The organism is Rhodococcus sp. LW-XY12 (genome assembly GCF_019317345.1).
Taxonomy (GTDB): Bacteria; Actinomycetota; Actinomycetes; order Mycobacteriales; family Mycobacteriaceae; genus Rhodococcus; species Rhodococcus pyridinivorans.
Window position 1 is genome coordinate 2,395,318 of the sequence record NZ_CP079225.1, and the last position, 20,878, is coordinate 2,416,195.

13 protein-coding genes are annotated in these 20,878 nt (G+C 68.0%); 7 read left to right on the plus strand and 6 right to left on the minus strand.

All coding sequences use genetic code 11. The features are described from left to right. Positions 1–75: 75 nt before the first annotated feature. The 5 genes from KXC42_RS11310 to KXC42_RS11330 all read right to left on the minus strand — a co-directional run bounded on the left by KXC42_RS11310 (position 76) and on the right by KXC42_RS11330 (position 4,778). Positions 76–948, minus strand: a complete 873-nt coding sequence (locus KXC42_RS11310) for a heme ABC transporter ATP-binding protein (protein WP_071934920.1) — start codon at positions 946–948, stop codon at positions 76–78. Continuing rightward, positions 939–2,036 carry an iron ABC transporter permease gene (locus KXC42_RS11315; RefSeq protein WP_219130344.1) on the minus strand — a complete coding sequence of 366 codons (1,098 nt, stop codon included), beginning with the start codon at positions 2,034–2,036 and terminating at the stop codon, positions 939–941. The genes KXC42_RS11310 and KXC42_RS11315 overlap by 10 nt, the downstream gene beginning before the upstream one ends. A gap of 7 nt (positions 2,037–2,043) precedes the next feature. Further along, positions 2,044–3,069, minus strand: coding sequence for a hemin ABC transporter substrate-binding protein (locus KXC42_RS11320; RefSeq protein ID WP_071934922.1), 1,026 nt, complete (start codon positions 3,067–3,069; stop codon positions 2,044–2,046). Positions 3,070–3,072: 3 nt separating this feature from the next. Further along, complete coding sequence (locus KXC42_RS11325; protein WP_219130345.1) at positions 3,073–3,738, minus strand: heme oxygenase (biliverdin-producing); 666 nt, start codon at positions 3,736–3,738, stop codon at positions 3,073–3,075. A 95-nt stretch (positions 3,739–3,833) separates the two neighbouring features. Continuing rightward, positions 3,834–4,778 carry an aldo/keto reductase gene (locus KXC42_RS11330; protein ID WP_071934923.1) on the minus strand — a complete coding sequence of 315 codons (945 nt, stop codon included), beginning with the start codon at positions 4,776–4,778 and terminating at the stop codon, positions 3,834–3,836. Positions 4,779–4,989: 211 nt separating this feature from the next. On the opposite strand from KXC42_RS11330, the gene KXC42_RS11335 reads away from it, so the two are divergent. The 5 genes from KXC42_RS11335 (at position 4,990) to mshC (ending at position 9,364) form a co-directional block, all read left to right on the plus strand. Continuing rightward, positions 4,990–5,835 (plus strand): undecaprenyl-diphosphate phosphatase, encoded by an 846-nt coding sequence (locus KXC42_RS11335; RefSeq protein ID WP_174556291.1) that lies wholly within the window; start codon positions 4,990–4,992, stop codon positions 5,833–5,835. Positions 5,836–5,871: 36 nt separating this feature from the next. Further along, on the plus strand, positions 5,872–6,600 hold the full coding sequence (locus KXC42_RS11340; RefSeq protein WP_064851877.1) for a histidine phosphatase family protein: 729 nt from the start codon (positions 5,872–5,874) through the stop codon (positions 6,598–6,600). Positions 6,601–6,645: 45 nt separating this feature from the next. Beyond that, positions 6,646–7,236 (plus strand): DUF3090 domain-containing protein, encoded by a 591-nt coding sequence (locus tag KXC42_RS11345; RefSeq protein WP_006551966.1) that lies wholly within the window; start codon positions 6,646–6,648, stop codon positions 7,234–7,236. A 7-nt stretch (positions 7,237–7,243) separates the two neighbouring features. Beyond that, complete coding sequence (locus KXC42_RS11350) at positions 7,244–8,047, plus strand: SCO1664 family protein (protein WP_219130468.1); 804 nt, start codon at positions 7,244–7,246, stop codon at positions 8,045–8,047. 75 nt (positions 8,048–8,122) lie between these two features. Beyond that, positions 8,123–9,364: a cysteine--1-D-myo-inosityl 2-amino-2-deoxy-alpha-D-glucopyranoside ligase gene (gene mshC, locus KXC42_RS11355; protein ID WP_006551968.1), complete on the plus strand. Its 1,242-nt coding sequence runs from the start codon at positions 8,123–8,125 to the stop codon at positions 9,362–9,364. 52 nt (positions 9,365–9,416) lie between these two features. Here mshC and KXC42_RS11360 read toward each other — a convergent pair whose 3' ends face one another. After that, positions 9,417–12,635 (minus strand): DEAD/DEAH box helicase, encoded by a 3,219-nt coding sequence (locus KXC42_RS11360; RefSeq protein ID WP_219130346.1) that lies wholly within the window; start codon positions 12,633–12,635, stop codon positions 9,417–9,419. A 415-nt stretch (positions 12,636–13,050) separates the two neighbouring features. On the opposite strand from KXC42_RS11360, the gene pglW reads away from it, so the two are divergent. Both pglW and pglX read left to right on the plus strand, forming a co-directional pair. Then, positions 13,051–17,283, plus strand: a complete 4,233-nt coding sequence (gene pglW / locus KXC42_RS11365; protein ID WP_219130347.1) for a BREX system serine/threonine kinase PglW — start codon at positions 13,051–13,053, stop codon at positions 17,281–17,283. Further along, complete coding sequence (pglX, locus tag KXC42_RS11370; RefSeq protein ID WP_219130348.1) at positions 17,283–20,867, plus strand: BREX-2 system adenine-specific DNA-methyltransferase PglX; 3,585 nt, start codon at positions 17,283–17,285, stop codon at positions 20,865–20,867. The genes pglW and pglX overlap by 1 nt, the downstream gene beginning before the upstream one ends. Positions 20,868–20,878: the final 11 nt, after the last annotated feature.

Sequence of the window (20,878 nt, forward strand, 5' to 3'; positions counted from 1 at the left end):
ACCTTCAGTGTTCCTGATGCCGGTCGCGGGGAAGAAATCAGTGGGTCGTCCGACGGGCCGGATGTGATCTGCTGCTCAGGTCTGCGCCGAGGCGGACCGGTCGCGGTTCGGACGTCGCGGCAACACGAGCGGGGTGCCGGTCTCGGGGTGGCGGCCGATCGCCACGGGGTACTGGTAGACGCGGCCGAGGAGCTCTTCGGTGAGGACGTCGCCGGGTGCGCCGTCGGCGACGATGCGTCCCTGTTCGAGCACGCAGACGCGGTCGGCGTAGGCGGCGGCCAACCCGAGATCGTGCAGCACGACGACCACGGCGTGCCCGTCGTCGGCGCGGGCCCGCACGACTTGCATGACCGCCTCCTGGTGGCCGAGGTCCAGTGCCGCGGTGGGTTCGTCGAGCAGCAGCGTCTCGGTGTCCTGGGCCAGCACCCGTGCGAGCGCCACCCGGGCGCGTTCGCCGCCGGACAGCGCGGGGAACGGCCGGTCGGCGAGATGGGCGACGTCGCAGGTCCCGAACGCCTCGGCGACGATGCGATCGTCGTCGTCCTGCCGCGGGGTGCGCGCCCACGCGGCCCGTCCCATCCGCACGACCTGCCGGGCAGTGAACGGGAATCCGACGGTGTGCTGCTGCGGCAGCACCGCCCGACGGCGAGCGAGCGCGATCGACGACCACCGTTCGAGGGGACGGCCCTCGACCTCGACGGTGCCACCGCTGATCGGATGGTCGCCGGACAACGCCGCGAGCAGGGTGGACTTACCCGCTCCGTTGGGGCCGACGAGCGCGACGACCTCGCCGGTGCGCACCTCGAAGTCGATGCCGTGCAGGATCTCCCGCTCTCCGCGCCGCAGTCGCACAGCCACCGCGCGCATCGTCGCGGTGCCGGGCGCCGAGCGGGCCGGGACGGCCGCGTCCGGGGTTCCGAGGGAGCGGGGGAGCAGCCTCATGCCCATCCGCCCTGCTTCGCGCGGGTGCGGCGCAGCATCAGGAAGAAGACCGGGCCGCCGATGAGGGCGGTGATCATGCCGAGCGGCAGGTCGGCGTTCTCGACCAGGGTGCGCGCCCCCAGGTCGGCGGCGAGCAGGACGACCGCGCCGGCGAGCACACTCGCCACGACGAGCACCCGGTGGGCGGGGCCGAGAGCCAGGCGCATCAGGTGCGGCACGACCAGGCCGACGAACATGATGATGCCGGTGAAGGCGGTGGCGCCGCTGACCAGCACGGCGACCGCCAGGATCGACAGCTGCCGGACGCGTTCGACGTCCACACCCAGATGCCGGGCGACGCTCTCGCCGAGCGCCAGCAGGTCGAGTTTCGGGGCGAGCAGGACCGCGACGAGCACACCGGCCAGGGTCAGCGGCGCGACCACCGCGACGATGTCCCAGGTGGCTCCGCCGAGACTGCCGAGCTGCCAGAACACGATCTGGTCGCGGGCGGCGGGGCTGGCGACGAAGGTGAAGAACGCGATGAGCCCGCCGGCGACGGCGTTGACGGCGACGCCGGTGAGGATCACCGTGACGACTTCCGTGCGTCCGTTCGATCGGGACAGCGCGTAGACCAGCACGGTGGTGATCAGACCGGAGACGAGTGCGGCGCCGGCCAGCGCCCAGCCGGTGGTGAATGCGCCGCCGAGCACGATCACCGCGGACGCGCCGACGGCGGCGCCGGAGGACACACCGATCACGCCGGGTTCGGCGAGGGGATTGGCGAAGATGCCCTGCAACAGCGCCCCGGAACAGCCGAGGGCGGCACCGACGAGCATCGCGAGCACCACGCGCGGGAAGCGCACCTCCCACAAGGTCACTTCCCCGGCGGGATGGGCGGGCATCGGGCCGAGGTTCAGCCCGATGCGGTGCAGCAGACTGCCGACCACCTCGGCCGGGCTCGTGGGCACCTGTCCGAGGCACGCCGACGCGACGGCCAGGGCGAGCAGGGTGACGACGAGACCGACGAGGACGACGGTGGTGCGTCCCCGTCCGGCCTTCCGCAGTGCCCGTTCGGGCAGGCCGGTGGCCTCGGTGACTTCTTCGCTCACGGACATCCGGTGATCACGACCGGTCCGGCGGGTAGAACGCCTCCACCAGGGCGGCCAGGACCTTGCCGGTCTGTGGGCCGAAGCTGAGCAGGGTCGAATCGTCCATGTCCACGATGGTGCCCGTCTTCCCGGCCGGGGTCTGCGCGACGCCCGGGAGCTGCGCGAGCCCGTCCGGTCCGCCCACCGAGTCGAGGCTGTGCGTCATCACCAGGATGATGTCGGGCGCCGAGGCGATCATCGCCTCGCTGGTGATGGGCACGAACTGTGAGTCCAGGCCGGCGAGGATGCCGGCGTCGCGACCACCGGCGGCTGCGACGAGCGCATCGGCCCCCGATCCGGGGCCGCCGAGCATCTTGATTGCCGAACCGCGCAGATAGAGGAATGCGACGGTGGGTTCGGGATGGTCGGCGGGGATCGAGTCCTTCGCCGCGGCGATCTCGTCGAGCGTGCGCTGCGCGAGCGCGGCACCGGCCTCGGGGACGCCGAGCGCGGCCGCGACCGCCTCGATGTCGTCGGCGACGGTGTCGAGGGAGCGTTCCGGGTCGACGAACACCACGGGCACGCCGGTCGCGCGGATCTGTTCCTGCACCGCCAGTGGACCGATGGAGGTGTCGGTGAGCACGACGGTCGGGTTCAGCGCAAGGATCGCCTCGGCGTTGAGACCGTGCCCGCCGGGGGTGACGTTGGGGACGTCCTGGATCGCGGGGAAGGACGCGGTGGAGCGGCCGACGAGCTTGTCGCCGAGTCCGAGGGCGTACACGGTCTGCGCCAGGGTGCCGGAGCGGTCGGCCACCACGATCCGGGAGATGTCGGTGATCGTGGTCTCGACGCCGTCCACGCCGCGCACCGTGGCCGGCAGCGCGGGTGCCGGGTCGGTGGTGATCGGCTCGGGTTCGGCATCGACGACGGCGGTGCGCGGACCGGTCGCGACGTCGGTGACGGTCGTGCCGTCGGTGGTGGGGGCGCTGCATGCGGCGACGAGGAGGACACCCAGCACTGCGATCAGCGCGACCGGGAGGCGGAGGAGGGAACGGAACATCGGTCAGGCACGCACCCGATACCGGTCGATATCGCGCGCGAGGTCGGCGAACAGGGCACCGTTGAGCCCGTACACGAGGTTCGCCTCGTCGATGACGGTCTGTTGCTGGTCGCCGTCGAGCGGTGCGGCGTCGAGCTTCGCGCGGTAGGCGTCCTTGAACGGCTTGGTCTTCGGGATCCCGCCGAAGATGTAGAAGCGCAACCCGTCGCGCTCGTAGCCGTAGGCGCGTTCGAGCATGCGGCGGATGATCTGGCCGCCGGACAGGTCGCCGAGATAACGCAGATAGTGATGCGCGAGGAAGGCTTCCGGGGACACCGCCGCGACCTGCACGAGCCGGTCGACGTAGGCGACCGTTGCGGGCAGCGGCGTGATGCGGTCGCGCCAGTCGGAGCCGACGAGGAAGTCGAGGTCGGCTTCGAGCGCGGCGGTGCGGAGCAGTTCGTCGCTGAGGAAGGGACCGGCGATCGGGTCGTCGGCGTAGCTGCGGCCGATCCGCTCGAGGCTGTCGTAGACGAACCAGGTCTGCGCGATGAGCGCGGCGTGGGCCTCGGTCGACAGCTTGCCGCCGAGCAGTTCCGAGACGAACACCGAGTTCTCGGTGTCACTGTGCGCCTGCTGGGTCTCGAGCCGGATCCGTTCGGCGAATCCGACGACTTCGGTCGTGGCCATCGACCGACCTCCCCTCACATTGCCTGTATCGAATGTACTCGGCAGGCTAGCCTAACCTTCCGGATAAGGGCAGGGTGCGGGCGGTGTCGCGGAGATCACGCGCTCACGTCGTCGAGCGCCGCGGCGATCGCCGGCGGCAACGCCAACTCCTCCGCGACCAGCACTCCGGTCAGTTGCGCGAGATCCCGGGCACCCACGAGCGTCGAGGCCACGTGCGGCCGGTCGCGCACCCACGCCAGCGCGACGGCCAGCGGGGAGGTGCCCAGCCCGTCGGCGGCCGTGGCGACCGCGTCGACCACGCGCACCGCGGATTCGGTGAGATAACGGCGCACTTCCTCCGTGTGCACATCGTCGGCGCCGCGCGAATCCGCCGGCACCCCCGACCGGTACTTACCGGTGAGAACACCGCCGGCGAGCGGCACGGCCGCGAACACACCCACGCCGTGGTGGGCCGCGGCGGGGATCAACTCGTCCTCGACGCCGCGGGCGAGCAGGGAGTACTCGACCTGCGTGCTGATCAGCGGCGCCGGGCGCCGGGCCGCGGCCGCGGCCGCGGCGGTCGCGAGCTGCCAGCCGAGATAGCCGCGCACCCCGACGTATCGCACGCGCCCGCTGGTGACGGCGAACTCGAGGGCGTCCATCACCTCGTCGACGGGGGTGTGCGGATCCCACGTCGCAACCTGCCACACGTCGAGGTGGTCGGTGCCGAGTTCACGCAGGGTCGCGTCGAGCTGGTTGAGCAGGCCCGAGCGGGAGCAGTCCACGCGGCCGGAACCGAGTGTGGTGGTGTCGATGCCGGAGCTGCCCGACAGCACCAGCTGGTCGCGGGGCACCACGTCGTCGAGCAGTTCGGCGAGGATCCGTTGCGCGACCCCGTCCCCGTAGGCGGGGGAGGTGTCGACGAGCGTGCCGCCCACATCGACGAAGGCCGACAACTGGGCTGCGGCCTCGTCGCCGTCCGTTCCACGACCCCACGTCAAGGTGCCCAGGCCGAGCCGTGAAACCCGCAGGCCGCTCGCACCGACTGTCCTGTATTCCATAACCGTCCGCGTTTCCTCCCGACACGACGGGACGTCGCCGCGCTCGGCCACGACCCTGGTACTGCACCCTAATGCGCAACAGGCGCGCGGCAGCGTCCGGCGCGCCGACCGGTCGGGTTCCACGTACCCTTCGCCGAGTGAGAACTGCTCCCTGCATCCGCGACCACCGATCCGTCCCCACCGCAGCCTTCGTGCCGGGGGTCGCCGCATGATCGGCGAATCGATGACCTGGCTGCAGACGATCGTCCTCGGCATCGTGCAGGGCCTCACGGAGTTCCTGCCGATCTCCTCGTCCGGCCACCTGCGGATCGTCTCGGAGATCTTCTTCGGAGAGGACGCCGGCGCGTCCTTCACGGCAGTCACCCAGCTGGGCACCGAGGCCGCCGTTCTGGTGTTCTTCGCCGGGGACATCTGGCGGATCCTGCGGGCCTGGTTCCGCGGCCTGTTCCACAAGGAGCACCGCTCCGACCACGATTACAAGATGGGCTGGTACGTCATCCTCGGCACCATCCCGATCGGCATCCTCGGCGTGCTGTTCAAGGACGACATCCGCACCGTCGCCCGCAATCTGTGGCTCGTTGCCACCATGCTCATCGTGTTTTCGATCGTCATCGCAGCTGCCGAGTACTTCGGCAAACAGCGGCGCGACGTGAGTCAGCTCACCCTCAAGGACGGGCTGATCATGGGTTCGGCGCAGGCGCTGGCCCTGATCCCCGGCGTGTCCCGCTCCGGCGGCACCATCTCCGCCGGTCTGTTCCTCGGGCTCACCCGCGAGGCTGCCGCCCGATACTCGTTCCTGCTCGCCATCCCCGCCGTCGTCGCCTCCGGTCTGTTCAGCCTGCCGGACGCCTTCGAACCGGCCGGGGAGGGGCTCAATGCCTCGGGGGCGCAGCTGCTCGTCGCGACCGTGATCGCCTTCGCGGTCGGCTACGCTGCGATCGCCTGGTTGCTGCGCTTCGTCGTCAACCACTCGATGTACTGGTTCGTCGGCTACCGCGTGATCCTCGGCGTGATCGTGCTCGGACTGCTCGCCACCGGCGTGGTCTCCGCCACCTGAGAGGCTGCCGACAGTCGGTACCTCTAGGCTGGGCGCATGACGGTCATCCTGCTGCGGCACGGACGGTCGACGGCGAACACCTCGCACGTGTTGGCCGGTCGTTCCCTCGGTGTCGAACTCGACGAGGTCGGCCACGTCCAGGCGAAGAATCTCGTCACCCGGTTGGCCGGGCTCGAGATCACCGAGATCGTGCGGTCGCCGCTGCTGCGGTGCCGGCAGACAGTGCAGCCGCTGGCGACCGATCGTGGACTCGAACCGGTCGTCGATGAGCGACTCGCCGAGGTCGACTACGGGCAGTGGACCGGACGCGAACTTAAGGAACTGGTCAAGGAACCGCAGTGGGCGGTCGTGCAGCAGCACGCCTCCGCAGCGGTCTTCCCGGACGGTGAAGGACTCGCGCAGGTGCAGTCCCGCGCGGTCGCTGCGATCCGCGAACACGACCGGCGTCTGCGCGAGGCGCACGGCAAGGACGTCGTGTGGATCGCGTGCAGCCACGGCGACGTCATCAAGTCGATCCTCGCCGACGCGCTCGCGACGCATCTCGACAGCTTCCAGCGGATCGTCGCCGAGCCGGCGTCGCTCAGCGTCGTCCGCTACACCGACACCCGGCCGTTCGTGCTGCGCGTGAACGACACCGGTTCGGACCTGTCCGGGCTTGCCGGGCCGTCCGAACCCAAGTCCGTGCCCGGCGGCGAAGTGCCCGGCGCGGTCGAGGAACCCGGCGACCCACCGCAGGGGCACCGACAGGAGACGGCACGCGGATAATGGCAGTGTCCGTCATGGCAGAGTGTGGGGACTCGAGGAGGTGTGATGGCCCGCGCGATACACGTGTTTCGAACACCTGATCGGTTCATCGCCGGCACTGTCGGTGAACCGGGCGACCGGGTGTTCTACCTGCAGGCCGTGCACGAGTCCCGTGTGGTGAGCGTGCTTCTGGAGAAGCAGCAGGTGCAGATCCTGGCCGACCGGATGGGGCTGTTGCTCGAAGAGGTACAGCGCCGCTTCGGCACCGTGATCCCCGACGACCCCGAGGTCGACGTCAGCCCGTTGGTGACACCGATCGAGGCCGAGTTCCGGGTCGGCACCATGGGTCTGGGCTGGGACGCCGACGCCGGATCGGTGGTGGTGGAGCTGCTCGCGGTCACCGACACCGAACTCGACGAGTCCGTGGTGCTCGACGACACCGAGGAAGGTCCCGACGCGGTGCGGGTATTCCTCACTCCGGTGCAGGCCCGCGAGTTCGCGGCTCGCTCCGAACTCGTCGTCTCGGCCGGGCGCGCGCCCTGCCCGCTGTGCGGCGAACCGATCGGCGCCGACGGGCACATCTGCGTCCGCACCAACGGTTACCTGCGTACCCCCGGATTCGATCCGGCCGCGTGGTTCGGCGAGGAAGAAAGCTGACCGCGTGATGGTGCCGAACGTGCGGAGTGTGCTGACCGATGGCGACCTCGACGTCGTCGGGCAGATCGCACACGCAAGCAACGCGACCCTCGTGTGCGACGCGCAGCTCGGCGACACCGAGGTGCGGTGCGTCTACAAACCCGTCCGCGGGGAGCGGCCGTTGTGGGACTTCCCCGACGGCACCCTCGCCGGACGCGAGGTCGCCTCGTACCTGATCTCCGAGGCACTCGGCTGGGACGTCATCCCGCTCACCGTGCTGCGCGACGGCCCGTACGGTCCCGGCATGGTGCAGCGCTGGATCGACACGGTCGACTCTGCGCAGGGCGGAACGGAACGCCTGGATTTGGTGGACCTGTGCCCGGCCGGTGCGGTTGCGCAGGGGTGGCTGCCGATCCTGCGTGCCCGCGATCTGGACGGCGCCGAGGTGGTGCTCGTCCACGCCGACGATCCGCGCCTGCAGCGCATGGCGGTGCTCGACGTCGTCCTCAACAACGCCGACCGCAAGGGAGGCCACGTCCTCGAAGGTCTCGACGGACACGTCTACGGCGTCGATCACGGCATCTGCCTGCACCAGGACGACAAGCTGCGCACCGTGCTGTGGGGGTGGAGCGGCGACCCGGTCGACCCGGTCCTCCTCGCCGACCTCGACAAGCTGCTGCGGCGGTTCGACGGCGGCTTCGCCGAGGAGCTGTGCGAGCACATCACCGCCATCGAGGTGCGCGCCCTGCAACGCAGGATCTCCCGCTTGCTCGAGCGTCCCGTGATGCCGCATCCGCGCGGCGACCGGCGTATTCCCTGGCCCGCCTTCTGAGGCCGCGGCCGTTCGCCTGCCGCACGCCCGGGTGCCCGCGCGGAGCACTCCCGCGACTCCATTAGGCTCGTAGTCATGCAATCTTGGTCCGACGTCGCGATCCCGTCCGTCCCCGGTCAGGGGCCTCCGTTGCGGTTGTTCGACACCGCGGACCGAGCGGTGCGTCCGGTCACCTCGGGCGACACCGCGACGATGTACGTGTGCGGCATCACCCCCTACGACGCCACGCACCTCGGCCACGCCGCCACCTACCTGACCTTCGATCTGGTCAACCGCATCTGGCGCGACGCCGGCCACGACGTCCACTACGTGCAGAACGTCACCGACGTCGACGATCCGCTGTTCGAACGCGCCGAGCGCGACGGTGAGGACTGGGTCGTCCTCGGTATGCGCGAGACGGCCCTGTTCCGCGAGGACATGGAGGCGCTGCGCGTGCTGCCGCCGCGCGACTACATCGGTGCCGTCGAATCGGTGAACGAGGTCGTCGAACTCGTCGAGAAGCTCGTTGCTTCCGGTGCCGCCTACATCGTCGACGACGCCGAGTACCCGGATGTCTACTTCCGGACCGACGCCACCGAGCAGTTCGGTTACGAGTCCGGCTACGACCACGACACGATGATGCGGTTCTTCGCCGAGCGCGGCGGCGACCCGGAGCGCCCCGGCAAGCGCGACCCGCTCGACGCCCTGCTGTGGCGCGCGGAGCGTCCCGGCGAACCGGCCTGGCCGTCGCCCTTCGGTGCCGGACGCCCCGGCTGGCACATCGAGTGCGCGGCCATCGCCCTCAACCGCATCGGCTCCGGCTTCGACGTGCAGGGTGGCGGCAGCGACCTGATCTTCCCGCACCACGAGTATTCCGCCGCGCACGCCGAAGCCGTTACCGGCGACCGGCGTTTCGCTCGGCACTACGTGCACACCGGCATGATCGGCCTCGACGGCGAGAAGATGTCGAAGTCGCGCGGCAATCTGGTGTTCGTCTCCAAGCTGCGCGGTGAGGGCGTCGACCCCGCCGCCATCCGGCTCGGGCTGTTGTCGGGGCACTACCGCGTCGACCGTCCGTGGACGTCCGAGGTCCTCGCCGCCGCCGAGGCGCGACTGGCCTTGTGGAAGCAGGCGGCGGCGCTGCCGTCGGCCGCCTCCGCCGAGGACACGGTCGCGCGCCTGCGCCAGCACCTCGCCGACGACCTCGACACCCCGAAGGCCCTCGATGCCCTCGACGGGTGGGCGACCTTCGCCGTCGAGCGCGGGGGAGACGACGCATCGGCGCCGGGTCTGTTCGCCGACGCGGTCGACGCGCTGCTTGGTGTGAACCTGCGCTGAGGCGTCGGTGCGTGGTTGTGGTAGCAGGCATTACCAGGACCACGCACCGTAGCTACGCCAGCAGGGCGCGGATGTCGTCGGCGGTCAATGCCGACGAGAACATCTCTCCGTCGTCGACGACGGACGAGAACAGCTCCGCCTTGCGTAATTGCAGCGCCCGCACCTTCGCTTCGATGGTGTCGCGGGCGATCAGCCGGTACACCATGACGTTGCGGGTCTGCCCGATGCGGTGGGTACGGTCGACGGCCTGCGCTTCGGTCGCGGGGTTCCACCACGGGTCGAGCAGGAAACAGTAGTCCGCTTCCACCAGATTCAGGCCGAACCCGCCGGCCTTGAGGCTGATGAGAAACACCGGCGCCACCCCGGACTTGAAGTCCTCGAGCACTTTTCCGCGTTTGCGGGTCTTGCCGTCCAGATACAGGTAGTCGATTCCGGCAGCGTCGAGCCGTGTCCGGACCCGGTCGAAGAACCCGGTGAACTGGCTGAACACCAAGGCCCGGTGCCCGCCGGCGATCACGTCGTCGAGCTGTTCGAGCAGCGCATCGATCTTCGCGGAGCCGACTGTGCCGTGCGCGTCGTCGACCAGCGCCGGATCGAGACTCATCTGCCGCAGCAAGGTCAGCGACCGCAGGATCGTGAAGCGGTTGCTGTCGAGGTCGTCGACGAGCCCGAGAATCTTCTGCCTCTCCCGCTGCAACTGCCGGTCGTAGAGGGCACGGTGTTTCGGTGCGAGCTCCACCTCGAGCACCTGCTCCTGTTTCTCCGGCAGGTCGGTGGCGACCTGTTCCTTCGTGCGACGCAACATCAGCGGTTTGATGCGCTGCCGCAACTGCACCAGCAGTTCGGGGTGGCTGCCGCTTTCGATGGGTTTGCGATAGTAGTCCTGAAACTTCGTCGGATGAGGGAACAGGCCGGGCGCCGTGATCGACAGCAGCGACCACAACTCCATCAGATTGTTCTCCATCGGAGTTCCGGTGATCGCGACCTTCAGCGGTGCCTCGATCTGCCGCACGCACTGATACGCCTTCGCCCGGTGGTTCTTGACGAACTGCGCTTCGTCGAGCAGCAGCATCGACCAGTCCCGGTCGAGGTACTCGTCGATATCCAGGCGCAGCAGCGTGTACGACGTGACGACGACGTCGATCCCGTCGAGCAGATCACCCAGCGACACACCGCGTTTGGCGGATGTCTCGGTGATCGCCACGACGTTCAGGTCCGGTGCGAACCGCCGGGCTTCGGTGGCCCAGTTCGGAACCACCGAGGTCGGCGCGACGATGAGTACCGGAGCATCCGCGGGTCGCTTCGCGCGAGCGTGGCAGATCAGTGCAAGCGACTGCAGGGTCTTGCCGAGGCCCATGTCGTCGGCGAGGATTCCGCCGAGTCCGTGCGTCCACAGGAACGTCAACCACCGGAATCCGTCGAGCTGGTACGGCCGCAGTGTTGCGTGTAATGCCTTCGGTACGCGGGTCTTCGCTGTCGCCTTCACATCGAGAAGTCCCTGCACCTGTTTCTTCCAGGCCGCGGCCTGTTTCTCGACGACACCGAGTGCCGCCAATTCCTCCCAGATGCCGGCCTGGAATCGGCTCAGCTGCAATCGATCCGGATCGTCGTTTTCGTGCAGCGCGCGGGCTTCGTCGACGAGTCGGCGCAGCTGCTGCAATTCGGGTTTGTCCAGCGACAGGTAAGCACCGTCGGGCAGCATCAGATACGAGGCGCCTTCACTGAGCGCCGTGAACACCTCGGAGAACGGGATCGTCTCACCCTCGATCTCGATGGTGATGTTCAGGTCGAACCAGTCGGTGTCGGCGGTGGCCTCGGTGGACAGTCCGATGCGCAGACTGTCGCCGACGTCACGGTAGTCGGCGGGAGTGCCGTCGACGCGCACGTGCACGTCGTCGCGGTCGGACAGTAGGGGCAGCAGCTCGGACACCAGGCGTGCCGTATCGAGTGCTGCGAAGGTGAGATGCGAGAGCAGGCGCCCATCGACGGAGTTGTCGAGGCCGAACGGAGCGACGACCGGCCAGATCTCGGCGAGCAGTGCGTCCTCTGCGTCGCGGTCGCGGACGGTGTCGCCGAGACGTTCGTACAGCTCGGCCGTGTACTCGCCGTCACCGACTGTGTAGACGAACTGCCAGTGCAGATCGGCGCGATGCTGAGGATGGAACGTCACGTGCAGCACGAGCGTCGGCCCGCTGACGCTCGGGGCTGTGAACGAGCCGTCGGCGGAGGTGACGGTCGCTGCTCGTTGCAGGCGCGGGTAGTAGGTGGTGGCGAAGCGCGGCACCTGATCTGCCGGCACGGTGAGCGCACCGCTGCTCTGCAGCAGTTGCTGCATGCCGGCGGCAACGGGGTTGCGGAGCTGCGCGAGACGGAACGGTAGATCTGCCGGCGCGCCGCCGTCGTGATCCCCTGAAGGGAGGTAGACGACGCCGTGGGCGGGGGTGCCGATGAACGCGACGGCGGTCCCGGTCGAATCGTCGCCGATGTGCAGGGCTGGGGTGACGGTCAGGCCGTCACCCACATCTGCGACGTCGACATGCACATCGGCGGTGCCTGGCGGCGGCACCGCACCGTGCTTCTTCTTCGCGTAGCGCAGCTCGATCCCGAGGCGGTGGGCATCGTCGAGCAGCGACCACAGTCGCGGCGACACCGCCGACAGATCGAGGGTGGTCTGGGCGGAAGTGTAGTAACTCCGTGTCGAGGCGTGTACCAGCGCTGCGAATTCGAGCAGCAACTGCTGATGCTGCTTGTTCACGTCGTAGGTGTAGGCCAGGTTCTGCCACGAGATGTTGCCGGACACCCACCCGGTGCGGCCGGGTCGCAGCACCCGTGCGGTGAGTGCCGGTGCAGGAGTGTGGGCGCGTTGTGTCAACGCCAGTTGCAGTGCGAGCGGCGTTCCGCTGCCGGTGTCGTGGTCCTCGAACATCGCTTCGAACGGTGCCTCCCACGAGGGAGTGGGAGAAGGCATGTCCTCCTGCGGGGTGAGCAGTGTGAGTAGAAGCGCCACGGTGTGCTTGCAGTCGTAGCCGACCGGGCACGAACACTCGCCGTACTCGAACTCGAGTCCCCGCGGTCCGGGGTGGAGCTGAACGACAGTCTCGTACATTCGTGTGCCGGAGATGCGTCCGAGACCGACGAGATTGTCCTCGTCGAATCCGCAGTCGACGACCGCGCCCTGCTCGGCGTAGCGCACGCCGCGGTCGAAGGTGGATCGGCCCACCGCGGCGATCAAGGACTGGACGAGATGCGCGAATGCGGGATGGCCGGACATGGGTGAGCAGTCTATGCCCCCACGTCGCGTGCGCGAGTTCGCCGTGCCGCCGTCCTGATCGAGGCCGCGTCCGACCGGCGTCGTGCAGGTGACTGGCGTGTCGCCTGTGCCGCAGCGGGATTCGACCTCGACCGCCTGCACCCGCTGGTCGCCGCAGCGCTGTATCCGGGTCGGTCACCGCCGCAAGCGTCCCGGATGCCGAAGCATGGGAATCGGACTCACCTGATCCATTGCCGTGGTGAACGGCACCGGCTCGGCCACGGCATCGTCCGGCGCCCGGGACGACTACACCTATCGTCGACCGCCCTCGAATCCGACCGTAACGCCTGGGCCCGTGTTGCCGATCCTGAGCAGGATGACCCGTCCGGGTAAGTTGTGACGGACGTGAACGATCGGATGGAAGAGGGGGAGCCCGGTGCACAGTGACCGGTGGGTCGAGGTCAGCCCTTCCCCGTTCGACCATGAACGTGAAGGGCTCGAACGGATCAAGGAGATCCTTCCCGACGCCCCGCCGTTCCGGGCGTGGTCGAACTTCGAGTTCCGCGACAACCGCGGCCGCTGGCACGAGGTGGACCTGCTGGTCCTTGCTCGTGACACCCTGTACTTGATCGAGCTGAAGTATTACAGCGGGACGCTGCGCGGCAACGACCACGTGTGGAGCCGCGGAAACTATCGGTCCGAGGATTCACCGCTGCTGCTTGCCCGCAAGAAGGCGCAGTATTTCTCGTCGCTTCTCAAGGATCGGCTCGTCGAGAAAACCGGCGACAGGACCGCCAAGAAGTGGATCCCGTACGTGCAGGAACTGGTGTATCTGCACCACCCCGACCTGAAGTGCATGCTGCCCGCCAGCTCCGCGATCAATCTGTACGGCATCGACGGCAACGAACACCGCAGCTATCTCCCCGGGATCAGCGAACGGCTCCTCGCACCCTCGAAGCACGAACCGGTGTCCGAAGAGAAGTCGCTGCTGATCCGCGATCTCATGGCTGCGATCGGACTTGCACCCCGCCGCCAGCGCGAGGTCGGTTCCTGGGTGATCGACGATCAGCCGCTCGGCGACGGTGAGGGCTGGCAGGATTGGCCCGCCTTCCATCACGTCGACATGGAACGTGCCGCTCGCATCCGCTTCTACCTGCCCAAGCCTGGGGCGACGTCCGCGGAGGAGCACGCCCGGGCGCGCGGTGTGGAGCACGAGTACAAGCTGTTGTCGCGGCTCAAGCACGACGGCCTGCAGGTGCCCGTCGACGTGGTCAAGGACAAGGAACTCGGCATCGGCCTGGTGTTCCCGACATCCGAGAGCGACGTCCGCCTGGACCTGTGGCTCGCGGACCACCACGGAGAGATGACGCTCGAGCGGCAACTCGCAGCGCTCACCGAGATCGCCGAGATCGTCCACTACGCGCATCGGCACCGCGTGGTGCACCGCACCCTCAACCCCCGGGCGATCGTGGTCCGCGACCGCAAGACCGGCCCGCAACCGCAGGTGACCGACTGGGACACCGCGGGTGTGCTGCCCGCCAACGCGGAAACCGGAGTCACCCGCCTGTCCGCGGGACCGCTGAGCCTCATGGCCGGCAGCCTGAGCGACCAGGCTCGGCTGTTCACCGCTCCCGAGGGCGTGAACCCCGCCGATCCGGCCCGGATGGACGTCTTCGGACTCGGTGCGCTCGCGTTCTACCTGCTCACCGGCGGGCAGTCACCGGCAACGGAACGAGGCGAACTGCTCGACCGATTGCGCCGCGACGGCGGTCTCGACCTGGCGGTAGAGCTGCCGCAGGTCCCCTCGATCCTGCGGCAACTCGTGCTCGACGCCACCGACCCCCGTCCCGCAGAACGGATCTCTTCTGTCGCCGACTTCCTCGAGCGACTCGAGGCGGTGCGCTCGGATCTGTTCCGCGCCGAGGGGGAAACCGATCCGCTCGACGCGAAACCCGGCGACGAACTCGGCGACGGCCGCTTCGTCTACAAGCGGCGCCTGGGAGCAGGGTCGACCGCCGTCGGCATCCTTGTCGTGGACCGCAAGGCGGGCGACCACGAGCGGGTCCTCAAGGTCGCCCGCGACGACGAGGCCGCCACTCGCCTCCACGCCGAGGCGCAGGTGCTCGGCAAACTCGACGATCCTCGCATCGTGCAACTGGCCTCCGAGGAGAACGTCGGCGGCCGCGCGGCTCTCGTCGTGCACTACGCGGGACGCACCACCCTCGCAGAGGAACTGGCCGCCAAGGGCGGGCGGCTGTCGATCGATCTGCTCGAACGCTGGGGTACCGATCTGCTGCAGGCGCTCGTTGCCCTCGAGCGTGCCGGGGTGGTGCACCGCGACCTCAAGCCGTCGAACCTCGGTGTGCACCAGTCCAGCTCGCGAGCCGACGCGCATCTTCGCTTATTCGACTTCTCGATGGCCGGGGTCGATCTGCGCCACACCGACGCCGGAACCCCGCCCTATCTCGACCCGTTTCTCGGTACCGGTGGACGTAACCAGTACGACACCGCCGCCGAACGCTACGGCGCTGCTGTCGTCCTGTTCGAGATGGCGACCGGCGGCGCCCCGCAGTGCGGACCGGACTCACAGGCGAACCCGGCCACCGTGCAGGACGACGTCACCGTCGACCCCTCCATGTTCGAGACGCCCGTCGCGGCAGGTCTCACCGCCTACTTCACCTCGGCGCTGTCCCGCGACGTCGCGACCCGCCCGGATACGGCCGAGGAGATGCTCCGCGACTGGCGCCGGGTGTTCACCGACCTCGATGCCGCTCCCGCGAAGGCAGACAAGACCACTCGCGCGGTCGAGGTCGTCGCCGGCACCTCCCTTGCTGCCGCCGGGCTGAGCGCACGGGCCGTGTCTGCTCTTGCCGCGGCGCAGGTCACCACGGTCGGCGAGTTATTGGTGCTCGATTCCACCCGACTCAACCGTCTGGTCGCCAAGGAAGCAAAAGCCACCCGCACCGAGATCCGCGACCGGCATCGCACGTGGGTCAAAGAACTCGGCCGATCCGCAGCAAAGCCCCAGGATCAGCAGGGCCTGCTTGGCCTCGACGACGCCGTCGCCCTGTTGGTGTCGGCGGTGGGCACCGGTAGGGCCAGTACCCGCCGCAGCGCAGCGGAACTGCTCCTCGGTGTCGCCGGCACTCTCGATGCGTTCGCGTCCGGCAACGAACTGGCGTCGGCGTTGAAGAAGAGTGGTCCCCGAGGAAACCAGCTTCTCAAGGAACTGCAGTCCGATTGGGCGGAGAACCCGGCGACTCGGGAGTTGCTCGACGAACTCATCGACGTCGCCGACCAGGTCCTCCGCGATTCCGGTGGGGTAGTAGCGATCTCCACCCTCACCGCCGAGATCCGCGCCCGGCTGCCCCAGGCTCCGGCCGCTACCACCGACGCCCTGGCCCCGCGTCTCGCGGAGCGTGCTGCCGCCGGGCTGTTGCGTCTCGCTCTGGATCGCCTCACCGAGCACGAAACCGCCGAGGGAACCCGACGGTGGGTGCGCCGCCGTCACGGTGGGCGCCTCGCGTTGGTCGCCGACGACGAACTTCTGCTCGCCGGAGCCGAAGCCGCGGGCCGTCGCGCCGACGACCTCATCGTCGCCACCCCGATGTCCCAGGTGGTTCCGATGGGTACCGCGGCACGCGAGCTGCGCGGCGCGTTCGCCCGCGCCTACACAGCCGCGGCCGGACCGGACGTGCCGGTGCCGCTGCCACCGGACGGGCGCCTGGTGCGCTTGGCAGCAGCGATCTCCCGATTCGCCGCCGTCTCCGGTCGTGGTGAGCTGCACAGCCGCAGCCTCGGCCCGTCCGATGCGCTGCGCATCGCCCTTGCCGGACTCGCCCAGACCGAGGCGTTGTCGCCGACGGAGATCCGGGCACGGGTCGCCGCACGCTTCCCGGAGCTCGACCGGCTCCCTGCCCGGCCTGCGCTCGACGCACACCTCGACCGTGCCGGACTCGGCCTCACCTGGGACGGCACCGCCTACCGCTACGAGCAGGCCGCACCGCCGAGCGAAACCTCCCTGCACACCCGCACCGCCACGCACACCGGCCCGCCCGCCGGACCCGTCGTGTCCACTGCGACCGGTGAGGGTGGCACGGCGCGGAACTCACTGGTGGCGCGCTCCGTGGCCGAGAACGGCTTCCTGGTGTTCGGAGTGCCCGTGCATCGGCCCGGCGACCACCGGGTCGTCGCCCGGGAACTCGTCGAGACGCACCAGGGTGAGGTCCTCGACGTCACCGGAGCGATCATCGACGCGATGCGGACCTTCTCGTCCGAGCGGGGTGTGCCGTGGGATCTCGTGCGCAGCGCGGATGCTGCGGCGGCGGGAAGCAAGGATGCGCGGGGTCTGCGCGCGGTGCTCGAGCAGGTGATGCCGGGCGTCTGCGCCGGCCTCGAGGAGCGAGTGTTCGGCGACGCCGCGCAGCCGAGGTCGCTGGTGCTCACCGAGGTGTCGCCGCTGGCCCGCTACGGCTACCTCGATGTCTTGGCCCGGCTGGCCGACCTGTCGGCACCACGTCGCCGCCCGGTATGGGTGGTGTTGCCGCAGATGCGCGGGCAGCGAGGCGCGTTGGTGGATGGTCAGCCGATCCAGTTGGGTTCACCCGGTGGACAGTTCGTTGTGTATCCGGTTTGGAAGACCGGGATCGTGGAGAGCGAGAAGGTGTGATGACGGACTTTTCCGCGACCGAATTGGTGAAGGCGCTGCGCAAGCAGGTCACCGTCCTCGAGGACGATCTGCGTGCGCGCGTCGACGGTGCGGATGTTGACACCCGCCAGCCCGGGGTGGAGCAGCGGTGGCGAGCCGAGTACACCGCCGCGCTGCAGGCCCAGCGGACGGCCGCGTCGTGGCAGGCGTGGCGCGACGAACGGGTGACGCAGGCTGCGGTTGCGTGGGTGCTGTTGACGGTGTTCGCGCGCTACTGCGAAGACCACGCACTGGTGTCGAAGGCGTGGATCGGCGGGCCGGACGCGGATGCGCGCCAGCAGGCCCTCGACGCGCGGCGCGCGTATTTCACCGAGTTCCCGGAGCACACCGACCGCGAGTGGCTCGAAACGATCGTCGCGCATTTCGCGAAGATGGAAGCCACCCGCGGGCTGGTCGACAGCTACTCGCCGATGCACCAGGTGGCCCCCTCGGGTGACGCGGCGCGCAGTCTTCTCGAATTCTGGTGGGACAAGGACGCATCCGGTGACCCGCTGTGGAGCTTCGCCGGTGTCGACACCCGCTTCCTGGGTGACGTCTATCAGGATCTGTCGGAGTTCGCGAAGAAGACCTATGCGCTGCTGCAGACCCCGGAGTTCGTGGAGGAGTTCATCCTCGATCAGACGATGACACCGGCGCTGAAGGAGCGCCCACTCGAAGGCTTTACGGTGATCGACCCGACCTGCGGGTCCGGCCACTTCCTGCTCGGTGCGTTCCATCGGTTGCTGGAACGGTGGGAGAACGAGGCGCCCGCACTCGGCCGTCGCGTGCTGGTACAGAAGGCGCTGGCGTCGGTGTTCGGCGTGGACATCAACCCGTTCGCGGTAGCGATTGCGCGGTTCCGGTTGATGGTCGCCGCATTAGGGGCGAGTGGGGACAAGTCGATCGAAAAGCTTATCGACATCGAACTCAACCTCGCGGCCGGTGACTCGTTGCTGTGGGGTGCGCGGCAGCAGGCCCTCACGGATGACCTGTGGTCGACCGGTGCTGAGCAGATGGCGTACGCGACGGAGAACGCGGTCGCGCTCAAAGCGATTCTCCAGCGAGAACACGATGTGGTGGTGGGTAATCCGCCGTACATCACGGTCAAGGACAAGGCGCTCAACCAGACGTACCGTGACCTCTACTCGACGTGTCATCGGAAGTACGCGTTGACGGTGCCATTCATGGAACTGTTCTTCGATCTCGCCAAGAGCGATTCGAACGGTAAACCGGGATGGGTCGGGCAGATCACCTCCAACTCCTTCATGAAGCGGGAGTTCGGTTCCAAACTGATCGAGGAATTCCTGAGCACCCGTGATCTTCGTAGGGTCATCGACACATCTGGTGCGTATATCCCCGGGCACGGCACGCCAACGGTGATCCTTGTAGGACGTAACCGGACACCGGTGGGGGAGACGGTGCGGGCAGTACTGGGGGTTCGCGGTGAGCCGGGGCGCCCGAACGATCCCGCCAAGGGAATCGTGTGGTCGGCGATTGTCCAGCACGTCGACGACCCCAGGTTCGATAATGGCTGGATCAGCGTCGCGGACCTTGATCGAGCCCTCCTGCGGGTACATCCGTGGAGTTTGTCCGGTGGCGGCGCTGTCGAACTTCTTGAAGCCGTTGCCAGCGCGACTTCACGTAGATTAGGCGACCTCGTGAAGCGCATTGGCTTTTTCGGTGTCATGGGTGCTGACGACGCGTTGACCCTCCCACGCGAGCTCGCTGCAAGCGATCGCTACGTCGACTCTGGCTACGCGCCACTAGTTCAGGGCGATGAGGTTCGCGACTTCGCCGTCGAACCAGGATTCGCCGCCTTCTTCCCGTACTCGAAGACACGTGAGTTGCAGCCACTTCTCGCGTACAGGCTGATGGGGCAGCGCCTGTGGCCGTACCGCACTGAAATGGGTAATCGTGCGACATTTGGTGGCGGCACCTATTTTAAGGACGGACGTCCCTGGTATGAGTGGCATCAGCTACCTGAGGACAAAGGCACGTCTGTTTCCTCCATCACCTTCGCAGAAGTCGCGACGCACAACCATTTCGTCCTGGACCGCGACGGGAAGGTGTTCAACAGGACCGCGCCGGTGATCAAGTTGCCGGAGGGGGCGAGCGAGGACGATCACCTGCGGTTACTCGGAGTGCTGAACAGCTCGGTGGCGTGCTTCTGGCTCAAACAGAACTGTTTCAATAAGGGCGGGGATCCTGTCGGCACTGAAGGGGCCCGAATCAGTACGACTGCGTGGTCGGACCGGTTCCAGTTCAACGGAACCACGCTGAAGGACTTCCCCCTCCCGAATTCTTACCCGTTGGAGCGCGCTCGGAGTCTTGACGCTTTGGCGCAGGAACTCGCCGCCCATACCCCGACCGCTGTCGCCGCGAACGGCGTACCTACCGCCGAAGTGTTAGAACGGGCGCGCACCGAGTCCGAGCGGATTCGCGCGCTGATGATCGCGCACCAGGAGGAACTCGATTGGGAGTGCTACCAGCTATATGGCCTCATCGACGAGGACCTCACCTACTCCGGTGAACTGCCCGGAATCGCGCTGGGGGAGCGCGGGTTCGAGATTGCTCTCGCGCGTGCCGTCGAATCCGGTGAGCACACCGCGTGGTTCGAACGGCACAGATCCACACCAATCACCGAAATCCCGTCGCACCTGCCCGCCGAATACCGCGACCTCGTGCAGCGACGCCTTGATGTGATCGCCTCGAATCCGAGCATCCGGCTATTGGAGAAGCCGGAGCACAAGCGACGATGGGCGATTGAGCCGTGGGACAAGCGCGTCACCGAAGCGCTGCGCGACTGGCTGCTGGATCGCGTCGAGAACCGCGACCTGTGGTTCGAAGGTGACCACCCAACACCGCGCAGCGTCGCACAACTCGCCGACCGACTCGACCGCGACGACGACTTCCGTCAGGTACTGCGGTTGTGGGCCGGCAGCAATGAGGTGTCCACCTCGTCGGCACTGGTCAAGCTCCTCGATGAAGAGGGTGTTCCCTATCTAGCGGCGCTGCGGTACAAGCCGTCCGGTCTCATCAAACGAGAAGCGTGGGAGCACACGTGGGACCTGCAGCGTCGTGAAGACGCAGGGGAGAAGCTCGACGGTCCGATCCCGGTGCCGCCGAAGTACAAGCCCGCCGATTTCCTGAAGACTTCGTACTGGTCGCGGCGCGGCAAACTCGATGTGCCCAAGGAACGGTTCATCTCCTACCCGAACGCGAACCGCGACACCGACCCGACGGTGCTGCTCGGCTGGGCGGGTTGGGATCATGCCGAGCAGGCCCTCGCACTCGCCGGCCTCGTAGATGAACGCATCGTTACCGACGGCTGGGACCAGGCGAGTCCCGAGAAGCTGACTCCGATGCTGGCCGGCATGGCCGAACTCCTGCCGTGGGTGCGGCAGTGGCACGGCGAGATCGACCCGGAGTACGGCGAGTCCGTCGCGGCCACTATTGAGGAGGCTTTGCGCGCTCACAGCGCCGACGTCGGTACCACTGCCGAGGATCTCGCTGTTTGGCGGCCCGCAGCACCAACCCGTGGTCGTCGCACCATTAAGACGGCGTAGTAGGTTTATCA

Excerpts from the sequence above, each read along its gene's own strand:
- KXC42_RS11310 (WP_071934920.1), bottom strand. The coding sequence starts at position 948 with ATGGGCATGAGGCTGCTCCCCCGCTCCCTCGGAACCCCGGACGCGGCC.
- KXC42_RS11315 (WP_219130344.1), bottom strand. The coding sequence starts at position 2,036 with ATGTCCGTGAGCGAAGAAGTCACCGAGGCCACCGGCCTGCCCGAACGG.
- KXC42_RS11320 (WP_071934922.1), bottom strand. The coding sequence starts at position 3,069 with ATGTTCCGTTCCCTCCTCCGCCTCCCGGTCGCGCTGATCGCAGTGCTG.
- KXC42_RS11325 (WP_219130345.1), bottom strand. The coding sequence starts at position 3,738 with ATGGCCACGACCGAAGTCGTCGGATTCGCCGAACGGATCCGGCTCGAG.
- KXC42_RS11330 (WP_071934923.1), bottom strand. The coding sequence starts at position 4,778 with ATGGAATACAGGACAGTCGGTGCGAGCGGCCTGCGGGTTTCACGGCTC.
- KXC42_RS11340 (WP_064851877.1), top strand. The coding sequence starts at position 5,872 with ATGACGGTCATCCTGCTGCGGCACGGACGGTCGACGGCGAACACCTCG.
- KXC42_RS11345 (WP_006551966.1), top strand. The coding sequence starts at position 6,646 with ATGGCCCGCGCGATACACGTGTTTCGAACACCTGATCGGTTCATCGCC.
- KXC42_RS11350 (WP_219130468.1), top strand. The coding sequence starts at position 7,244 with ATGGTGCCGAACGTGCGGAGTGTGCTGACCGATGGCGACCTCGACGTC.
- mshC (WP_006551968.1), top strand. The coding sequence starts at position 8,123 with ATGCAATCTTGGTCCGACGTCGCGATCCCGTCCGTCCCCGGTCAGGGG.
- KXC42_RS11360 (WP_219130346.1), bottom strand. The coding sequence starts at position 12,635 with ATGTCCGGCCATCCCGCATTCGCGCATCTCGTCCAGTCCTTGATCGCC.
- pglX (WP_219130348.1), top strand. The coding sequence starts at position 17,283 with ATGACGGACTTTTCCGCGACCGAATTGGTGAAGGCGCTGCGCAAGCAG.